Genomic DNA, 16,700 nt, shown 5'->3' on the forward strand with positions numbered 1-16,700 from the left:
TATCTAGTCACAGTTACATCTTAATTATTATTTGAAAACAAAAAACTAACAACCGATTAAACCGGTTGTTAGTTTTAATAACTCTTAAGCTTGATCAAAGTCTTTAATCCACGCTAATGCTAATGCTTTTTCACCTAAATGTGTCCCAATGACTGGTCCAAAGTAACTGATATCAAATGTCATATCAGGATATTTCTTCTTCATTTTAGTCTGCCACTTAATTGCTGACGTTTCATCATTTGCATGAATAATAAGTCCACGTAAAGGATAATCAACAGATGCACGATGCTCTTCAAATAAATCTTCTACACGCTTAATTGCCTTCTTAGTTGATCTAATCTTTTCAAATGCAACAATTTTATTTGAAACACTATCAAATGTTAAAATTGGCTTAATTTTAAGAACACTTCCAATAAAGGCTGAAGCATTAGACAAACGACCGCCTCGTACAAGATTTTGCAAATCATCAACAATGAAATATTCACCTAACGTTGTCTTCAAATCATCTAATCGGGCAATGATATCATCGATAGAGGCATCTTCTTTAGCCATTTTAGCAGCTTCCAAAGCTAAATATCCCATTAACATAACTGTGATACCAGAATCATACGGTATCACACGAGTTGACTCAATTGTTGGTGCTATATTTTTTAAATTATCAATAAATCCTGAAATTGTATTTGTTAAATGAATACTTAAAATAATATCATAGCCTTCGCTACCTAATTTATCATATAAGTTAATCATTTCCCCAACAGAAGGCTGTGAGGTACTTGGAAAGGATGCAGATGTCTTTAATTTTTCATAGAATCCTTCAGTTGTAATATCAACGCCTTCATTATAAATTTTATTGTCAATAATGACTGGGATAGGAATTATAGTAATATTGTTCTCTTCAATCTGATCTTTAGATAGGTACGAAGTACTATCTGTTACAATTGCTATTTTCATTAATTAAACACCTCATTTTATGACGGTTTAAACGTCAGTCCTCGTTAGACTTTTGTCTAAGCGATTTAATAATATTCTTAATAAATTTTGTTCATCTTCTGGCCACTTTTCAAAAATAGTTGCTTCAAGTTCAGTAAAACCTTTATCAACTGCTTTTGACGACTCAACGCCGATTTCAGTCATTGTATAAATCAATTGGCGTTTATCGTCACCGATACTATGCTTATCAAGCATTTCTTTTTCAACTAAGCGTTTTAATTGTCGACTTAGTGTTGAGATATCTAGATCTGTTTCTACGGCCAATTTTTCCTGTGTGTTAAATTTAGCACTTATTTTCTTTAATAACTGCCACTCAGATATTGTTAATTGATTTTTTTTAGTTAAACGTTGTAAAATCACTTTATACTGTTTATCAATTGATAGTAAGTTTTCAAGACTTGTTTTCATTTTGTTGACCCCTTAAATTCGATATACCTTGCATTATACAATATATAGACTAAAAATGGCAAGAAAACTATTCAATAATGATTCTTTGCGATTTATCGTTTAAAACGTTACACTTGTAGTTATTAAACATATTTTATAGAAAGTGAGTTGATTAAATGTCATTTGATGGCGTTTTTACTCATGCAATGATTAGTGAACTAAGAACCAAACTAATCGGTGGTCGGGTCTCAAAAATATCACAACCCTACCCTAATGAGGTTATTATTACAATTCGTGCAAATAGAAAGAATCAACCCTTACTATTATCTGCACATTCAAGTTATGCTCGTGCACAAATTACAAATATTCCCTATTCAAATCCTAAAACACCAACTAATTTTACTATGATGCTTCGTAAATATTTAGAGAGCGGTCAACTTGTAGCAATTGATCAGATTGCTAATGATCGTATTATTAATTTTTCATTTTTAACTAGAAATGAACTTGGTGATGAACAACCTCTAATTTTAAGTTTAGAAATGATGGGACGTTATAGTAATTGTCTACTAATTAATCCAACTAATGATAAGGTTTTGGATACCATTAAACATATTAGTTCAGACCAAAATCGATATCGTATGCTAATACCTGGTGCAACCTATCGTCAGCCACCAGCTCAAGATAAATTAAATCCATTTACAGATACAACTGATACATTTAAAAAACTTTTATCCGAGTTTCCAAATAAGGAAGTCCTAGCGAAGGAACTTCAAAATAGCTATCAAGGTCTCGCTGGTCAATCTAGTTTAGATCTTGCAACTGCACTTCATACTAATGTTGAAGACCCTAGTGTCAGCTGGTCAACTTTCTTCACACAATTTGATACACCGACACCAACTATTTTATCTGGCAAACGTCTTGATTTTTCGGCCATTCCAAATAAAGAAATTGGTACTGGTCAAGAATTCGATTCATTAAGCGAAATGCTGGATACTTACTATCTCGATAAAGCAAATAAAGACCGCGTTCAACAACAAGGTAGCCATTTAATCCGCGTTGTTAAAAATGAGCTCAAAAAGAACCGTGGTAAACAAAAAAAATTAGAAAAAACTTTAAAAAATACTGAAACAGCGGATCAATTACGGGTCCAAGGTGAATTATTAACTACTTATCTTCACTTAGTTAAACAAGGAATGACAGAAGTTTCATTACCTAATTTCTATGATAATGAAAAAGAAATGACCATTCAATTATCCAATCAAATTTCACCTTCAAAAAATGCACAAAAATATTTTAAAAAATATCAAAAACAAAAGAATGCAGTTATATTTGTTAATGAGCAACTTCTCCTAAATAAAAAAGAAATTGCTTACTTAGAAGAAATTCAATCAGAAATCGAGTTAGCTGAACCTAAAGACTTACCAGATATTAAGGTTGAATTACAACAACAAGGTTTATTAAAAGAACAAAAATTGAATAAAAATAAAAAAGCAATTAAAATTAAAATAAGTAAACCAGATGAATATTATGCAACAGATGGAACCCTTATCTCTGTTGGTAAGAATAATCTTCAAAATGATCAACTAACCATGAAGACAGCCAATAAATCTGACATCTGGCTACATGCTAAAAACATTCCTGGTTCCCATGTAATTATTCACAGTTCTAATCCTAGTGATGAAACAGTCACAGAAGCGGCTAACTTAGCTGCTTATTTCTCAAAATATCGTCAATCAGCATCTGTTCCAGTAGATTATATCCAAGTTAAACGGATTAAAAAGCCCAATGGCTCAAAGCCAGGTTTTGTTGTCTACGAAGGTCAAAACTCAACCTTTATTACACCAGACTTACAAAAAATTATGGCTATGCGTCGTAAATAAAAAGTTTCAACTAAGAAATTATTCTTAGTTGAAACTTTTTTACTATAACCAATTACTTGGATTGATACGCCATTTATCCAATAATAATTTTTCATCAGAATTAATTTTTTCTTGTTCCTTAGCTACTTTAATAAGTGTTGAATAATTAGTTAATGTCTCAAAAGGTGTTTTAATATCAGCAAAATTTGTCGTACTTGCCGCTAGTTCATAACTAAAAATACCGATGACACCTAGAACATCAGCGCCTTCATTTTTTGCTGCATTAACTGCTTGAATAACACTTCCACCAGTTGAAATGAGATCATCAATTAAAATAGTTTTTTGTCCTTTGATTAATCGTCCTTCAATTTGTTGACCAGTACCATGATCTTTAGGCTTTGTTCTAACATAAATTAACGGTAAATTTAATTCATTAGCAATCCATGCTGCATGGGGTATTCCTGCAGTTGCCGTTCCTGCAATTACCTCTGTATCAGGATATTTTTCACGAATAATACCTGCTATGCCTTTAGCGATTCTAGTACGAATTTCAGGATAACTAATCGTTAACCGATTATCACAATAAATTGGACTTTTTAGTCCACTTGCCCAAATAAACGGCTTCTTTGGCGATAAAGTTACGGCACCAATCTCTAATAAATCACTGGCAACTGTCTCTGCTAAATTCATTTAAGCTTCCTCCCACATTTTTTTGATTGCTTGGTAAGCAGCAAACGGATCTACTGCTTGCGTTATTGATCGTCCGACAACGATGGCGCTACTTTGATTTCTTTTTGCAGCAGCTGGTGTCATTACTCTTTTTTGATCACTTACTGCCTGCCCTTCCAATCGTATTCCAGGTGTGACTGCCAAAAAGTTTTTGGAAGTTGCTTCCTTAATTATTTTAGCTTCTTGTGCTGAACAAACAACACCCGCTAATCCAGCTAATTCTGTTAACTTAGCGTAATTAACGACACTTTCAATTAATGGTCGTTCAACCAATTGTTCCGTTTCTAGTTGTTCTTGGCTGGTAGAAGTTAATTGTGTAATTGCGATTATTTTCGGCATTTTTATTGAGGAATTACCTTGGTCTAATCCATCTAATGCATATTTCATCATTTCAACGCCACCAGCCGCATGGACTGTTGTTAATGAAATACCTAGTCGACTTAAACTGGTCATAGTTTGCCGAACAGTATTTGGAATATCATGACATTTTAAATCAAGAAAAATGTCATGCCCCTGATCAATTAATTCTTCAACAAAACGAGTTCCTTCACTGTAAAACAATTCCATACCAACTTTAACAAATAGTTGTTCATCTTGAGGAAATAACTGTAAAAAATCTGTCGTTTGCATTCTATTCTGAAAATCTAAAGCAATGATAGGTCGATTAATCATTATCTACTCCCCTTAATTTTTATAGTGCTGCTACTGAAAATGACTGGCTTTCTAACGCTTGAATAAGTACATCAACAGTTTGTAAAGATGTAAACAATGGAATATGTTGCATTACTGATATTTTACGCGTTTGATAACCATATGATGCTTTATCGTGATCATCTGATAGTGTATCGATAACAAATTGAACGGTTCCAGTTTGTAACAAATTATTAATATCATCTAATTGTCGGTTAACGCTTAATGCCTCTGTACTGGTAAACGTTTTAATCTGATTATCTAAAAAGAAATCAACCATTTTTGGTAATGTTAAAACTTTGTAACCAAGTAAAACAAATCGTTGAACAAGTGGTAATATAGCATTTTTATTTTTGTCGTTAACATTTACTAATACGGAACCATTACCTGATAAACTAATATTAGCGGCTACTAATGCTTTGCAGAGTGCTTTAGAAAATGTTTGATCCGTTCCCATAACTTCCCCGGTTGATTTCATTTCTGGTCCTAGAAATGGATCAACATCATTCAATTTACTAAATGAGAACACAGGCGCTTTTACATGAACAGAACTAGATTCTGGGTATAAACCATCCTGGTAACCTTGTTCTTGCAAATCATAACCTAATATAATTTTAGTCGCTACCTGGGTCATTTTAATACCTGTTACTTTACTTAAAAATGGAACGGTACGACTGGCACGTGGATTAACTTCTAAAATATAAAGTTCATCTTGATGCACAATAAATTGAAGGTTCATTAATCCCACACATTTTAGTTCAAGTGCAATCTTTTTAGTTGCATTAACGATTTCTGCTTTAATCTTGTCTGATAGATGTTGTGATGGATATACAGCCATTGAGTCGCCTGAATGAATTCCAGCATGTTCAATATGCTCCATAATTCCTGGAATTAAGACAGAAACACCATCACAAATTGCATCTACTTCACACTCAATACCTTCAAGATAACTATCAATTAAGATTGGATGTTGTGGTGCGATTTTAACGTTATTTAGCAAATATAATTCGAGTTCAACCTGATTTTGAACAATCTCCATTGCACGTCCACCTAAAACATAGCTAGGTCTAACAAGAACGGGATAACCGATTTCTGTTGCTCGCTTAAGCACATCTTCTTGTGTTATTGCAGTCTTACCAATGGGTTGTTTTAATCCTAGATGCTTAATCGCTCGGTTGAATGACTCTCTATCCTCAGCACGATCCAAATTGTTAACAGACGTTCCTAATATTTTAATGCCATACTGTTGTAATCCCGCAGCAAGATTAATTGCTGTCTGTCCACCAAACTGAACGATTACACCTAAAGGTTTATCAACATCAATCACATTTAAAACATCTTCCAATGTTAATGGTTCAAAATATAATTTATCAGCGATTGAAAAATCAGTTGAAACGGTTTCTGGATTACTATTCATGATAATTGCTTCATATCCTGCGTCACGGATAGCTCTAACACAATGAACTGTTGCGTAATCAAATTCAACACCTTGACCAATTCTAATGGGACCAGAACCAATAACCATAATTGCTTGTTTTTTACTCTTTAAACTCTCATTCTCATGTTCGTACGTACTATAAAAGTATGGTGTGGCTGATTCAAATTCCGCAGCACAGGTATCAACCATTTTATAAACTGGAATAATATTATTTTCTATTCTAAACTTTCTAATATCCTCCGAAGTTTCGTGCCAAATATCAGCAATAACTTTATCACTAAAACCATGTTTTTTAGCTTCAATAAGGACGTCAATATCTTTAATATTGATACTTAGCGACATTTCAATTTCGACTATGTGTTTTAATTTATCCAAAAAGACTAAATTTATTTTTGTTAGTTTTTCAATTTCTTCAATTGTGTACCCGCGACGTATTGCTTCTGTTAAATAAAACAATCTCTGGTCAGTTGCATTAACCAACTGGTTTTCAAGTTGGGAGTCAGTTGCATTTTGAGCATTATCTAAGCACAAGTAATCTTCATCAATTTCTAAAGATCGAACTGCTTTTAACAAGCTTTCTTCCATATTACGACCAATTGCCATAACCTCACCAGTTGCCTTCATTTGCGTTCCAAGTGAACGATTTGCTCGATTGAACTTATCAAATGGCCAACGTGGTATTTTAGCAACAACGTAGTCCAATGCTGGTTCGAATTCAGCAAAAGTTGTTTTAGTCACTGGATTTAAAATCTCATCTAAATTCAATCCAACTGCTATTTTGGCAGCTATCTTCGCAATTGGGTATCCCGTTGCTTTTGAAGCTAATGCTGATGAACGACTTACACGCGGATTAACTTCTATAATATTATATTTAAAACTATGAGGATCTAGAGCAAGTTGTACATTACAACCACCTTCTATTTTTAAGGCCCTAATTAATTTCAAGGATACGTCTCGTAACATCTGATACTCTCTATCAGATAAGGTTTGAGTTGGTGCAAAGACAATAGAGTCTCCTGTATGAATACCAACAGGATCAAAATTTTCCATGCTACAAACAACAATTGCATTATCAGCGTGGTCTCGCATAACCTCAAATTCAATTTCCTTGTATCCTGCAATACTCTTTTCTATCAAGCATTGTGTTGTTGGTGATAGCTCTAATCCATTAACAACCGTTTTACTAAGTTCTTCAGCTGTTTTACATAGACCACCACCAGTCCCACCCATTGTAAATGCAGGTCTAACAATAACTGGGTATCCTGCAATATCTGCAAATTCTAGCGCACTCTCTAAGGTTTCAACAGTTAGTGATTCCGGAACGGGTTCATTTAACTCTTGCATTAATTGTTTAAATTGTTCACGATCTTCAGCTTGATCAATTGATTTTAATTTAGTACCTAATAATTCAATGTTTAATTCATCTAATATACCTGATTGAGACAATTCCATAGCTAAATTAAGGCCAATTTGACCACCTAAAGTTGGTACAATGGCATCTGGATACTCTTTACGTAAAATACCTGAAACTGATTCTACCGTTAAAGGTTCAATGTACACTTCGTCTGCAACTTCTTTATCCGTCATAATTGTAGCTGGATTGGAATTCACTAAAACAACTTCGTAACCCTCTTCTTTTAAAGATAAACAAGCTTGTGTACCAGAATAATCAAACTCTGCGGCCTGACCAATAATAATAGGACCAGATCCAAGAACCATTATTTTATGGATATCATTTCTCTTAGGCATATTTATTTTCTCCCAACTCGGTTTATCATTTCAATAAATTCATCAAATAAATAATCTGCATCATGTGGACCAGGCGCAGCATCCGGATGAAATTGGACACTAAATGCTGGATCAGTTTTATGTTTAATTCCTTCAACAGACTCGTCATTAATTTCACGATGTGTCACTATCAGTTTATCTGAATCGATAGAATCGCTATCCACCGCAAATCCATGATTTTGTGAGGTGAAATCAATTCGTCCAGTTGCAATTTCTCTAACCGGATGATTAAATCCACGATGTCCGAATTTCATTTTATATGTATCTGCACCGTTTGCTAGTGCTAGTAACTGATGTCCTAAACAAATACCAAAAATCGGAAATTTAGGTTGTATCATTTTGATCATCTCAACAACCTCCGGTAAAGTTTTGGGATCCCCTGGCCCATTCGATAATAGGACACCATCAGGTTGTAAATCAGATATTTGTTTTGCAGTTGCATTATACGGTAAAACAATTACGTTGCAATCACGCTTAGATAACTCTCGCAAAATACTGTGCTTTAACCCAAAATCGACTAATACAATGTTTAATTTTGTTCCAGGATTAGGATAGGGTTTAATCGTTGAAACTTGTTGGACGATATTTTGGTTGAGTACAGTTGCACTCATTGCATCAAAGGCATGATTTAAATCAGCATCGGAATCAATAATGCTTCCTTTCATCGTTCCTACATTTCGTAATTTCTTTGTTAATTCGCGTGTATCAATGCCATATATTCCAGGAATATCCTTCTGTTTTAAAAATTCATCTAAGGTTAATTGTTGACGCCAATTGCTAGAAACCCTAGCAACATTATTAACGATAACGCCCTTGCATGAAGGTTCTATTGATTCATAATCATCCAAATTAACACCATAATTACCAATAATAGGATTAGTAAACGTGATAATTTGATTACTGAATGATTGATCTGTAATCGTTTCTTGGTACCCTGTCATTCCAGTCGTAAAAACGACTTCGCCAGTAGTTGAGGCCATTGCTCCAAAACTAAATCCTTTAAAAATACTTCCGTCTTCTAAAATTAAGAATCGTTTCATGATTTACTCAACCTTTCGACTATCATATTTGATTTCACCGCTAACTAGCGTTAACATTGTTTTCCCATAAATTTTTTGCCCTGTAAAAGGACTATTTTTACCTTTTGAGACATAATCTGCTTCATTAATTGTTTGCTCATTTTTGATATCAAAAATTGCAATATCTGCTACTGAACCAGGCTCAAACGTACCACCATTTAGATTAAACTGTTTGGCTGGCGCTTCACTCATTAGAACAATAAGTTGGGCTAATGTTAAAATCCCTGTTTTAACCATTCTTGTATATAACAACGGAAAGGCCGTTTCACTTCCAGTTATACCAAAAGCGGCATTAAGCATGCTACCGCGTTTTTCATCTTCACTATGTGGTGCATGATCTGTCGCAATCATATCGATTGTGCCATCTAATAATCCCTCGATCAAAGCTAGGCGATCTTCTTCAGTTCGTAATGGGGGGTTCATTTTAAAATTACCATTATCCATATGAATGTCTGAATCCGTTAATAATAAATGATGTGGTGAAACTTCACAGGAAACATTAATTCCATGACTCTTAGCAAGTCGAATTAATTCCACACTTTCTTTTGTAGAAACGTGACACATATGATAGTGAACACCCGTTTTTTGTGCAAGCATTAAATCTCGGGCTAATTGTGATGATTCTACAACCCCCATAATACCAGGTAGCCCTAGATTTTTTGCACGAACACCTTCGTTCATGACGCCACCAAATAATAATGAGTTATCTTCAACATGAGAGACAAGTGGTAAATTAACCTTTACTGCTTCTTTCATTGCAAGATACATTGTTCCAGCTGTCTGAATACCTGAGCCATCATTTGTAAAGGCGAATGCCCCGGCTTTTTTTAATTCTCCAAAATTTACTAATTCTTCAGAAGTTCTACCTTTGGTAATTGCAGCATATTGGGAAATATGTACTTGTCCGTCTTTTTGATTACGTCGCTTTATTTCAGCAAAATGTTCTAACGTATCAGGAACAGGATCTAAATTAGGCATGGCTCCTACTGTGGTAAAACCACCTCGGGCAGCGGCCTGACTTCCTGTCTTAATCGTCTCTTTGTATTCAAATCCAGGTTCCCTGTAATGGACATGAACGTCAATTAACCCGGGTACAACAATTAAATGTTCTGCATCAATAACTAAATCAACATTTAACAGTTCATCAGCTAAATTAGTGCCAATTGCTTTAATTTTGTCGTCTTCAATCAAGATATCTTGTTGGCTAAAACTATGATTCAAAAAAACGGTTCCGTTTTTAATTAATTTCTTCATGCTCTATTAGCCTCCATTAAATGACGTCCGTTAATGACAGCTTCTAAAATGGCCATTCTAACAAATACCCCATTCGTCATTTGTTTTACAAATCGTGATTGTTCACATTCAACTAATTCACTGGCTAATTCTACATCTCTATTAATCGGACCCGGATGCATAATAATTGTTTGTTTTTTTAATTTTTTACCGCGTTCAATACTTAATCCAAATTTTTCATGATAATTCTTTTTCGAAAATTTACTATCATCCGTATGACGCTCATGTTGGACACGTAGCATCATCATAACATCAACTTCACCAACTAATTCGTCCATTTCTAAATACTGACCGTATGCTTCAAATTCTTCAGAAAACCATTCCTTTGGACCTGAAAAGTATAATGAAGCACCTAATTTTTTTAATAATTGCATATTACTTTTAGCAACTCTCGAATTAGTTAAATCTCCTACAATTGCAACTTTTAAGTCTTTAAATGTCCCAAACTCTTCTTTAATCGTCATCATATCGAGTAAACATTGTGAAGGATGTTGTCCACTCCCATCTCCACCATTGATAATACCAACTCCCAAATCATTATCACCAATTAATTGTTGATAATATTCATTCTCAGGATGGCGGATAACTGCGATTTGAGTCCCAATAGCACCCATTGTTAAAACAGTATCGTATAAAGTTTCACCTTTACTGAGTGCACTAATACTTGGATTAAATGAGACAATGTTTAATTTCATACGTTGCTCAGCTACTTCAAAGCTACTATGTGTTCTGGTACTATTTTCAAAAAATAAATTTGTTGTAAAGATAGGATGTTTTAAGTTAAATAATGACGGATTTCGTTTAAACTTTTCAGCTCTTTCAATTAATGCTTCAACTTCTTCTGTAGATAGATCCTCGATTGATACTAAATGTTGTAACTGAACTAAATTTGTCTTTTTATCTAACAAAATATCATCTCCTATTATTTTTCGCTTTTAGCTTCTTTAGGTAAAATAAGGTTTAGTGCAATACCTACTACTGTTGCAAGTGCAATACTTGTTAATTGTAAATCGCCTACTTTTAAGTACATGCCACCAATTCCTAACACTAGGATACTGGCAGTAATCATCAGATTATGCTTTTTATCATAATCAATTTGATTATCGATTAAGATTCTTAACCCACTTGAAGCAATAACACCAAAGAGTAGAAAACTAATACCACCAATAACTGGTCCTGGAATACTTTGAATCAAAGCACTAATTTTTCCAACGAAACTAAAGACAATGGCGAAGAATGCGGCGCCACCAATCACCCAAATACTATGAACCTTAGTCATGGCTAAAACACCAATATTTTCACCGTACGAAGTTGTTGGAGGACCTCCAACAAATCCAGCAATAATTGATGATACACCATCACCGAAAAGGGTTCTATTTAGTCCAGGATCCTTGAAAAAGTTTCTTTTCGTTAATTTATTTAAAACCATTATATGACCCATATGCTCAGTCATTGTGACAAATGCGATTGGTGCCATACCAATAATGGCGCTCCAATAAATTTTAGGTTGGTAATTTATAAATGCAACATCGAATGCAGGTAATGTAAGCCAATTTGCCTTTTCTACCGTAGAAAAATCAACGATTCCACATAAGACGGCCATAATGTAGCCACAGACAATTCCTAATAAAATGGGAATTAAACTAATGAATCCTTTAAGATACATATTGAAAAATATTGTAATGGCCAGGGTGAAGATTGCGACCCAAACATATTTAATATCATAAGTACCCGATTTTAACATCGCGTTACTTGCTGCTGTTGTTGCCATAGATAATCCGATGACCATGACAACTGGCCCCACGACAACTGGTGGTAAAATACGATCAAGCCAACCTGAACCAACTTTTCCGATAATAATTGAAACAATCAGATAAACTAATCCAGCTGCAATCGTTCCTTGAGCAACCGCCGGATAACCGGATGTTTTCATTAACATTTGCATAACCGCAATAAAAGCAAAACTTGAACCAAGGTAAGCTGGAATTTTACCATTTGTAATTCCGATATAAACCAAAGTACCTACACCTGAACTAAATAAAGCAATACTTGGGTTCAAACCGACTAGAATAGGTACTAAAACTGTTGCTCCAAACATCGTGAACAAATGTTGAATTGATAATCCCATCCATTGCCCAAATGATGGTCTATCATGGATATCAAGTACAGCATCATCATTTCTAAACTTTTCTTTCATTTTCTCATTTCCTTTCTATATAAAAAACGCACCTCTATAGAGAGATGCGTTCGAAGTTGAAATCTAGTTTGGGCCTACGTTATTCCCTAATAGATTTCTAAATCGTTTGCTCTCTCTGGAACATCTTAACGATTTATTATTTAATTCTTTCAATTTCAATTGAGTCTTTGCCATCAATTTCTTCTACTGAAACTGATACTTGTTCATCTGACGAGGTAGGAATATTTTTCCCAACATAATCAGCTCTTATTGGTAATTCTCTATGGCCTCGATCAACAAGAACGGCTAAATTAATAGTTTGAGGTCTTCCTTGATCCATTAAAGCATCAAGTGCAGCTCTAATTGTACGTCCAGTATATAAAACATCATCAATTAATATAACTTGCTTACCTGTAATATCAAAATCAATTTGTTCACCTTGCGTATTAACAGTTGGTTCATTACCTAAACTTGCATCATGTCGGTCATCACGATAAAGTGCAATATCTAGTGAACCCACTGAAACATCAGCACCTTCAAGTTGTTTTAAGCGATCCGCAATTCGTCTTGCTAAATAGATGCCTCTTGTTTTGATTCCAATCAGTACCAGATTATCAATACCTTTATTCTTTTCAATAATTTCGTATGTCATTCTGGTTAAAGCACGTTTCATACCTAACGAATCTACTACTTCTTTTGCCATCTAGTATTCCTCCTTTTTTCCAATAAAAAAGCCCCCTAATCTAAAAATACTTAGACTAAGAGGCAGACTTCTAGAAAAGAAATCTATTCGCACATTACCTTTTAGTCTCACAGGACTATTTTAAAGGAACTTTATTGATTTTCATGTTACCTGATAGCGTTTGTTTTGTCAAGATAATCCAGCGTACTTTTAAAAATAGGTGGGATTGGTACTTCAAAAATAAGCTCTTTACCCGTTGTTGGATGCTTAAATCCAAGCTTAGCTGCATGTAAAAATTGACCATGCCCTTTAATTGTTTTACGTGACCCATATAAGGGATCACCTACAACTGGGTGCCCAATATATTGCATGTGAACACGAATTTGATGTGTACGACCTGTTTCTAACTGACACTTAATAAGTGAGTAGTTTTCATAATTTTTTTCCACTTTAAAATGTGTCACTGCTGGACGTCCATCTTTAACAACCGCTTGCTTCATACGATCTTTTGGTGAACGACCGAGTGGTGCTTTAATAATTCCTGATTCTTCTTTAATCGGTTGGTGTACTAAAGCAATATATTCACGAATATTCGTTTTTGCTTTCAATTGAGCAGCTAATGATTGATGTGCTTTATCATTTTTAGCAACCATTAAAAGTCCAGAAGTATCCTTATCAATTCGATGAACAATTCCTGGTCTAAAGGCACCATTAATTGTTGATAAAGGACTATGGAATAATAATGCATTAACTAATGTACCATCTGCATGCCCCGGTGATGGATGAACAACCATACCTTGCGGTTTATTCACAACAATAACATCATCATCTTCATAAACAATGTCTAATGGGATATCTTGTGGTATTAAATCTAACTCAACTGGTTCAGGTTCTACTAAATTAATTTTATCTCCTGGTTGGACGGCATATTTAGTCTTTTCTGTTTTACCATTAACTAAAATATCGCCACTTTCAATCCAGCGTTGTACTTTTGATCTAGATATTTCAGGCATTAACTTCGCAATAACCTTATCGAGACGTCCTGTCTCATCTTGAATTACTAATTCTGTCATTTATCGTCTTCCTTTAAAACAATTATTAATAAAATGATAACGCCAACTGTTAACGCAGTATCCGCCACGTTAAAAATTGGAAAGTTAACAAAATCTGTTTGAAACATATCAACAACATAACCAAATCTCAATCGATCAATAAAGTTGCCTAATGTTCCAGCAATCATCAATGTAATGCTGAACTTATAGCCCATGTTTGTTCTATATTTATAAAAGTAATAAATCATTAATCCTAATGCTAAAACAGAAACAATAAAAAAGAACCATTGTTTTCCAGCCAGTAAACTCCAAGCTGCACCATCGTTTCTAATATTAGCAATCGATAAAAAATTAGGTATAACTGTTTGACTCGTGTTCAACGCAATATTAGCTGAAACCACGTATTTCACTACTTGATCTACAACTAAAATAATTATTGCTAATAATGCATATAAAATCATATTAAATCCTCTTAATTCTTAATTAATATAACCCTGAAATTAGGCCATTATCGTCAATATCCATATGATTTGCAGCTGGATCTTTAGGTAATCCAGGCATCGTTAGGACATTTCCAGTTAGTGCAACTAAGAAACGCGATCCTAATTTAGGATTAAATTCACGTATATGAATTGTAAATTCCGTAGGTGCTCCTAACAGTTTAGCATTATCTGACAATGAATACTGTGTTTTTGCCATACAAATAGGTAATTTATCCCATCCCAATTCTTTAAACTGACGTAATTGCTGTTTTGCTTTAGGTGCATATTCAACTTTAGCGCCACCATAAATCGTTTTAACAATTTTTTCAATTTTAGTTTCAGCAGAATCATCAGCCTCGTACAATGCTTTAAATTCATGAATCTCATTCGTTGTTTCAATCACCTTTTTTGCTAAATCAAGAGCACCGGCACCACCTTGTCCCCAAACATCTGCAGGTATAGCGGAAACACCAATTTCAGAGGTAAGTTCAATCAAAGTTTGGACTTCAAGATCTGTATCAGCAGTAAACTTGTTAATAGCAACAACAACTGGAATGCCATAACGCTGCATACTTTCAACATGCTTCTTTAAATTAACAAATCCTGCTTTTAAAGCAGCAACATTTTCAGTATTCAATTCAGTTTTAGCAACTCCGCCATGCATTTTCAAAGCGCGGATTGTAGCAACAAGAACAATTGTATCAGGTGTCTTACCTAAGATTGGTGTTTTGATATCAAGAAATTTTTCAGCACCTAAGTCAGCCCCAAATCCCGCTTCCGTAATTGCATAGTCGCCCAATTGTAAGGCAGTTTGTGTTGCAAGAACACTATTACAGCCATGTGCGATATTAGCAAAAGGTCCGCCGTGAATAATGGCAGGTGTATGCTCTAAAGTCTGAACTAAATTAGGTTTAATTGCATCTTTTAATAACAAACTAATTGCACCAGTTACACCTAAATCAGCAACTGTAATTGGTTTTTTATCTATATTGTATGCTACAACAATATCACTGATTCTTGATTTTAGATCTTTAATATCTTTTGACAAACACAAAATAGCCATTAATTCACTGGCAACTGTAATATCAAATCCATCTTCTCTAGGTATCCCTTGCATTGGGCCACCAAGGCCTACTACAACATGGCGTAATGCACGATCGTTAATATCAAGTACTCGTTTCCAAATGATACGTCTTTGATCAATTTTTAAATCGTTACCTTGCTGAATATGATTATCAATCAAAGCAGCAAGTGTATTATTTGCAGTTGTTAAAGCATGCATATCACCTGTAAAGTGTAAATTAATATCTTCCATTGGGACAACTTGAGAATAACCACCACCAGTTGCGCCACCCTTCATCCCCATAACAGGACCTAAAGAAGGTTCTCTGAGAGCAATCATAACTTTCTCATTCAAACGATGCATAGCATCCCCTAAACCAACTGTTACGGTTGATTTACCTTCTCCAGCTGGAGTGGGACTAATTGCTGTAACGAGAATTAACTTAGAATTTTTATTTTTAGGTAAATCTAAAGGTAAGTTTATTTTTGCCTTAAAATTACCATATGGTTCAATATCAGTTTTTTTCAAACCAATCTCGTTAGCTACTTCTTCGATTGGTTTCATCACGTTTTTTTGTGCAATTTCTATATCGTTCAAATTGATCATCCCTTCATATTAAGTTCTTTTAAGTATAACTGAGAAAACTGCGATTGTCATTAGTTGCACTACTGGTTAAAGTTACCTATACTGTAGAAGTACTTAAACTTTACGACCAATTTTGGGAGGCGTTTGATATGGAATCTGGCATTGTTGAATGGTTTAGCGCACAAAAAGGTTATGGATTCATTGCTTATGGTGATGAAAAAGAGATATTTGTCCATTATACCGCTATACAATCTGACGCATTTAAAGTACTTGGAACTGGTCAAAATGTAACATTTGAAATTAAAGAAGGTAGCCGTGGTTTACAGGCCGCAAATGTTTCAATTGTCACTAATTAATCTGTCATAAACTCATAAAACGTTCATGCTTACTTGTACTATAAGTAAACA

The 16,700-nt window shown here is 34.4% G+C and carries 15 protein-coding genes; 2 read left to right on the top strand and 13 right to left on the bottom strand.

Annotated elements, in window-relative coordinates:
- Window positions 1–84: 84 nt before the first annotated feature.
- Together AC1RO3_RS02460 and AC1RO3_RS02465 are read right to left on the bottom strand one after the other, a co-directional pair.
- Window positions 85–951: a DegV family protein gene (locus AC1RO3_RS02460; protein WP_481761318.1), complete on the bottom strand. Its 867-nt coding sequence runs from the start codon at window positions 949–951 to the stop codon at window positions 85–87.
- A 27-nt stretch (window positions 952–978) separates the two neighbouring features.
- Window positions 979–1,398: a MarR family winged helix-turn-helix transcriptional regulator gene (locus AC1RO3_RS02465; protein WP_481761317.1), complete on the bottom strand. Its 420-nt coding sequence runs from the start codon at window positions 1,396–1,398 to the stop codon at window positions 979–981.
- Between the two features lie 155 nt (window positions 1,399–1,553).
- Between AC1RO3_RS02465 and AC1RO3_RS02470 the strand changes: the two genes are divergently transcribed.
- A complete protein-coding gene (locus AC1RO3_RS02470) occupies window positions 1,554–3,257 on the top strand; it encodes an NFACT RNA binding domain-containing protein (protein ID WP_481761316.1) in 1,704 nt (567 codons plus the stop codon).
- Between the two features lie 42 nt (window positions 3,258–3,299).
- On the opposite strand, the gene pyrE is transcribed toward AC1RO3_RS02470, so the two are convergent.
- From pyrE to AC1RO3_RS02525, 11 genes are all read right to left on the bottom strand, one after another.
- Entirely contained in the window at window positions 3,300–3,926 is a 627-nt protein-coding gene (gene pyrE, locus AC1RO3_RS02475; protein ID WP_481761315.1) for an orotate phosphoribosyltransferase, read from the bottom strand.
- On the bottom strand, window positions 3,927–4,640 hold the full coding sequence (gene pyrF / locus AC1RO3_RS02480) for an orotidine-5'-phosphate decarboxylase (protein ID WP_481761408.1): 714 nt from the start codon (window positions 4,638–4,640) through the stop codon (window positions 3,927–3,929). It abuts the gene before it with no gap.
- Between the two features lie 16 nt (window positions 4,641–4,656).
- Complete coding sequence (gene carB, locus AC1RO3_RS02485; protein ID WP_481761314.1) at window positions 4,657–7,842, bottom strand: carbamoyl-phosphate synthase large subunit; 3,186 nt, start codon at window positions 7,840–7,842, stop codon at window positions 4,657–4,659.
- 2 nt (window positions 7,843–7,844) lie between these two features.
- A complete protein-coding gene (locus AC1RO3_RS02490; protein ID WP_481761313.1) occupies window positions 7,845–8,921 on the bottom strand; it encodes a carbamoyl phosphate synthase small subunit in 1,077 nt (358 codons plus the stop codon).
- A 3-nt stretch (window positions 8,922–8,924) separates the two neighbouring features.
- Window positions 8,925–10,214 carry a dihydroorotase gene (locus AC1RO3_RS02495; protein WP_481761312.1) on the bottom strand — a complete coding sequence of 430 codons (1,290 nt, stop codon included), beginning with the start codon at window positions 10,212–10,214 and terminating at the stop codon, window positions 8,925–8,927.
- Window positions 10,211–11,161, bottom strand: a complete 951-nt coding sequence (locus tag AC1RO3_RS02500; RefSeq protein ID WP_481761311.1) for an aspartate carbamoyltransferase catalytic subunit — start codon at window positions 11,159–11,161, stop codon at window positions 10,211–10,213. Before AC1RO3_RS02500 ends, AC1RO3_RS02495 begins: the two co-directional genes overlap by 4 nt.
- Window positions 11,162–11,175: 14 nt before the next feature.
- Window positions 11,176–12,450, bottom strand: coding sequence for a solute carrier family 23 protein (locus AC1RO3_RS02505; protein ID WP_481761310.1), 1,275 nt, complete (start codon window positions 12,448–12,450; stop codon window positions 11,176–11,178).
- A 136-nt stretch (window positions 12,451–12,586) separates the two neighbouring features.
- Window positions 12,587–13,132, bottom strand: coding sequence for a bifunctional pyr operon transcriptional regulator/uracil phosphoribosyltransferase PyrR (gene pyrR, locus AC1RO3_RS02510; protein ID WP_481761309.1), 546 nt, complete (start codon window positions 13,130–13,132; stop codon window positions 12,587–12,589).
- Between the two features lie 146 nt (window positions 13,133–13,278).
- Window positions 13,279–14,184 carry an RluA family pseudouridine synthase gene (locus tag AC1RO3_RS02515; protein WP_409022551.1) on the bottom strand — a complete coding sequence of 302 codons (906 nt, stop codon included), beginning with the start codon at window positions 14,182–14,184 and terminating at the stop codon, window positions 13,279–13,281.
- On the bottom strand, window positions 14,181–14,624 hold the full coding sequence (gene lspA, locus AC1RO3_RS02520; RefSeq protein ID WP_481761308.1) for a signal peptidase II: 444 nt from the start codon (window positions 14,622–14,624) through the stop codon (window positions 14,181–14,183). Before lspA ends, AC1RO3_RS02515 begins: the two co-directional genes overlap by 4 nt.
- 22 nt (window positions 14,625–14,646) lie before the next feature.
- Window positions 14,647–16,305 (bottom strand): formate--tetrahydrofolate ligase, encoded by a 1,659-nt coding sequence (locus AC1RO3_RS02525; RefSeq protein ID WP_481761307.1) that lies wholly within the window; start codon window positions 16,303–16,305, stop codon window positions 14,647–14,649.
- Between the two features lie 137 nt (window positions 16,306–16,442).
- On the opposite strand from AC1RO3_RS02525, the gene AC1RO3_RS02530 reads away from it, so the two are divergent.
- Window positions 16,443–16,649: a cold shock domain-containing protein gene (locus AC1RO3_RS02530; protein ID WP_409022794.1), complete on the top strand. Its 207-nt coding sequence runs from the start codon at window positions 16,443–16,445 to the stop codon at window positions 16,647–16,649.
- Window positions 16,650–16,700: the final 51 nt, after the last annotated feature.

It is taken from the genome of Dellaglioa sp. CoH-57-MRSF-19, assembly GCF_056781975.1.

Coding starts and splice junctions, on each gene's coding strand:
- AC1RO3_RS02490 (WP_481761313.1), bottom strand. CDS start 8,921: ATGAAACGATTCTTAATTTTAGAAGACGGAAGTATTTTTAAAGGATTT.
- pyrR (WP_481761309.1), bottom strand. CDS start 13,132: ATGGCAAAAGAAGTAGTAGATTCGTTAGGTATGAAACGTGCTTTAACC.
- AC1RO3_RS02460 (WP_481761318.1), bottom strand. CDS start 951: ATGAAAATAGCAATTGTAACAGATAGTACTTCGTACCTATCTAAAGAT.
- pyrE (WP_481761315.1), bottom strand. CDS start 3,926: ATGAATTTAGCAGAGACAGTTGCCAGTGATTTATTAGAGATTGGTGCC.
- AC1RO3_RS02505 (WP_481761310.1), bottom strand. CDS start 12,450: ATGAAAGAAAAGTTTAGAAATGATGATGCTGTACTTGATATCCATGAT.
- AC1RO3_RS02465 (WP_481761317.1), bottom strand. CDS start 1,398: ATGAAAACAAGTCTTGAAAACTTACTATCAATTGATAAACAGTATAAA.
- AC1RO3_RS02530 (WP_409022794.1), top strand. CDS start 16,443: ATGGAATCTGGCATTGTTGAATGGTTTAGCGCACAAAAAGGTTATGGA.
- AC1RO3_RS02470 (WP_481761316.1), top strand. CDS start 1,554: ATGTCATTTGATGGCGTTTTTACTCATGCAATGATTAGTGAACTAAGA.
- AC1RO3_RS02495 (WP_481761312.1), bottom strand. CDS start 10,214: ATGAAGAAATTAATTAAAAACGGAACCGTTTTTTTGAATCATAGTTTT.
- lspA (WP_481761308.1), bottom strand. CDS start 14,624: ATGATTTTATATGCATTATTAGCAATAATTATTTTAGTTGTAGATCAA.
- AC1RO3_RS02515 (WP_409022551.1), bottom strand. CDS start 14,184: ATGACAGAATTAGTAATTCAAGATGAGACAGGACGTCTCGATAAGGTT.
- carB (WP_481761314.1), bottom strand. CDS start 7,842: ATGCCTAAGAGAAATGATATCCATAAAATAATGGTTCTTGGATCTGGT.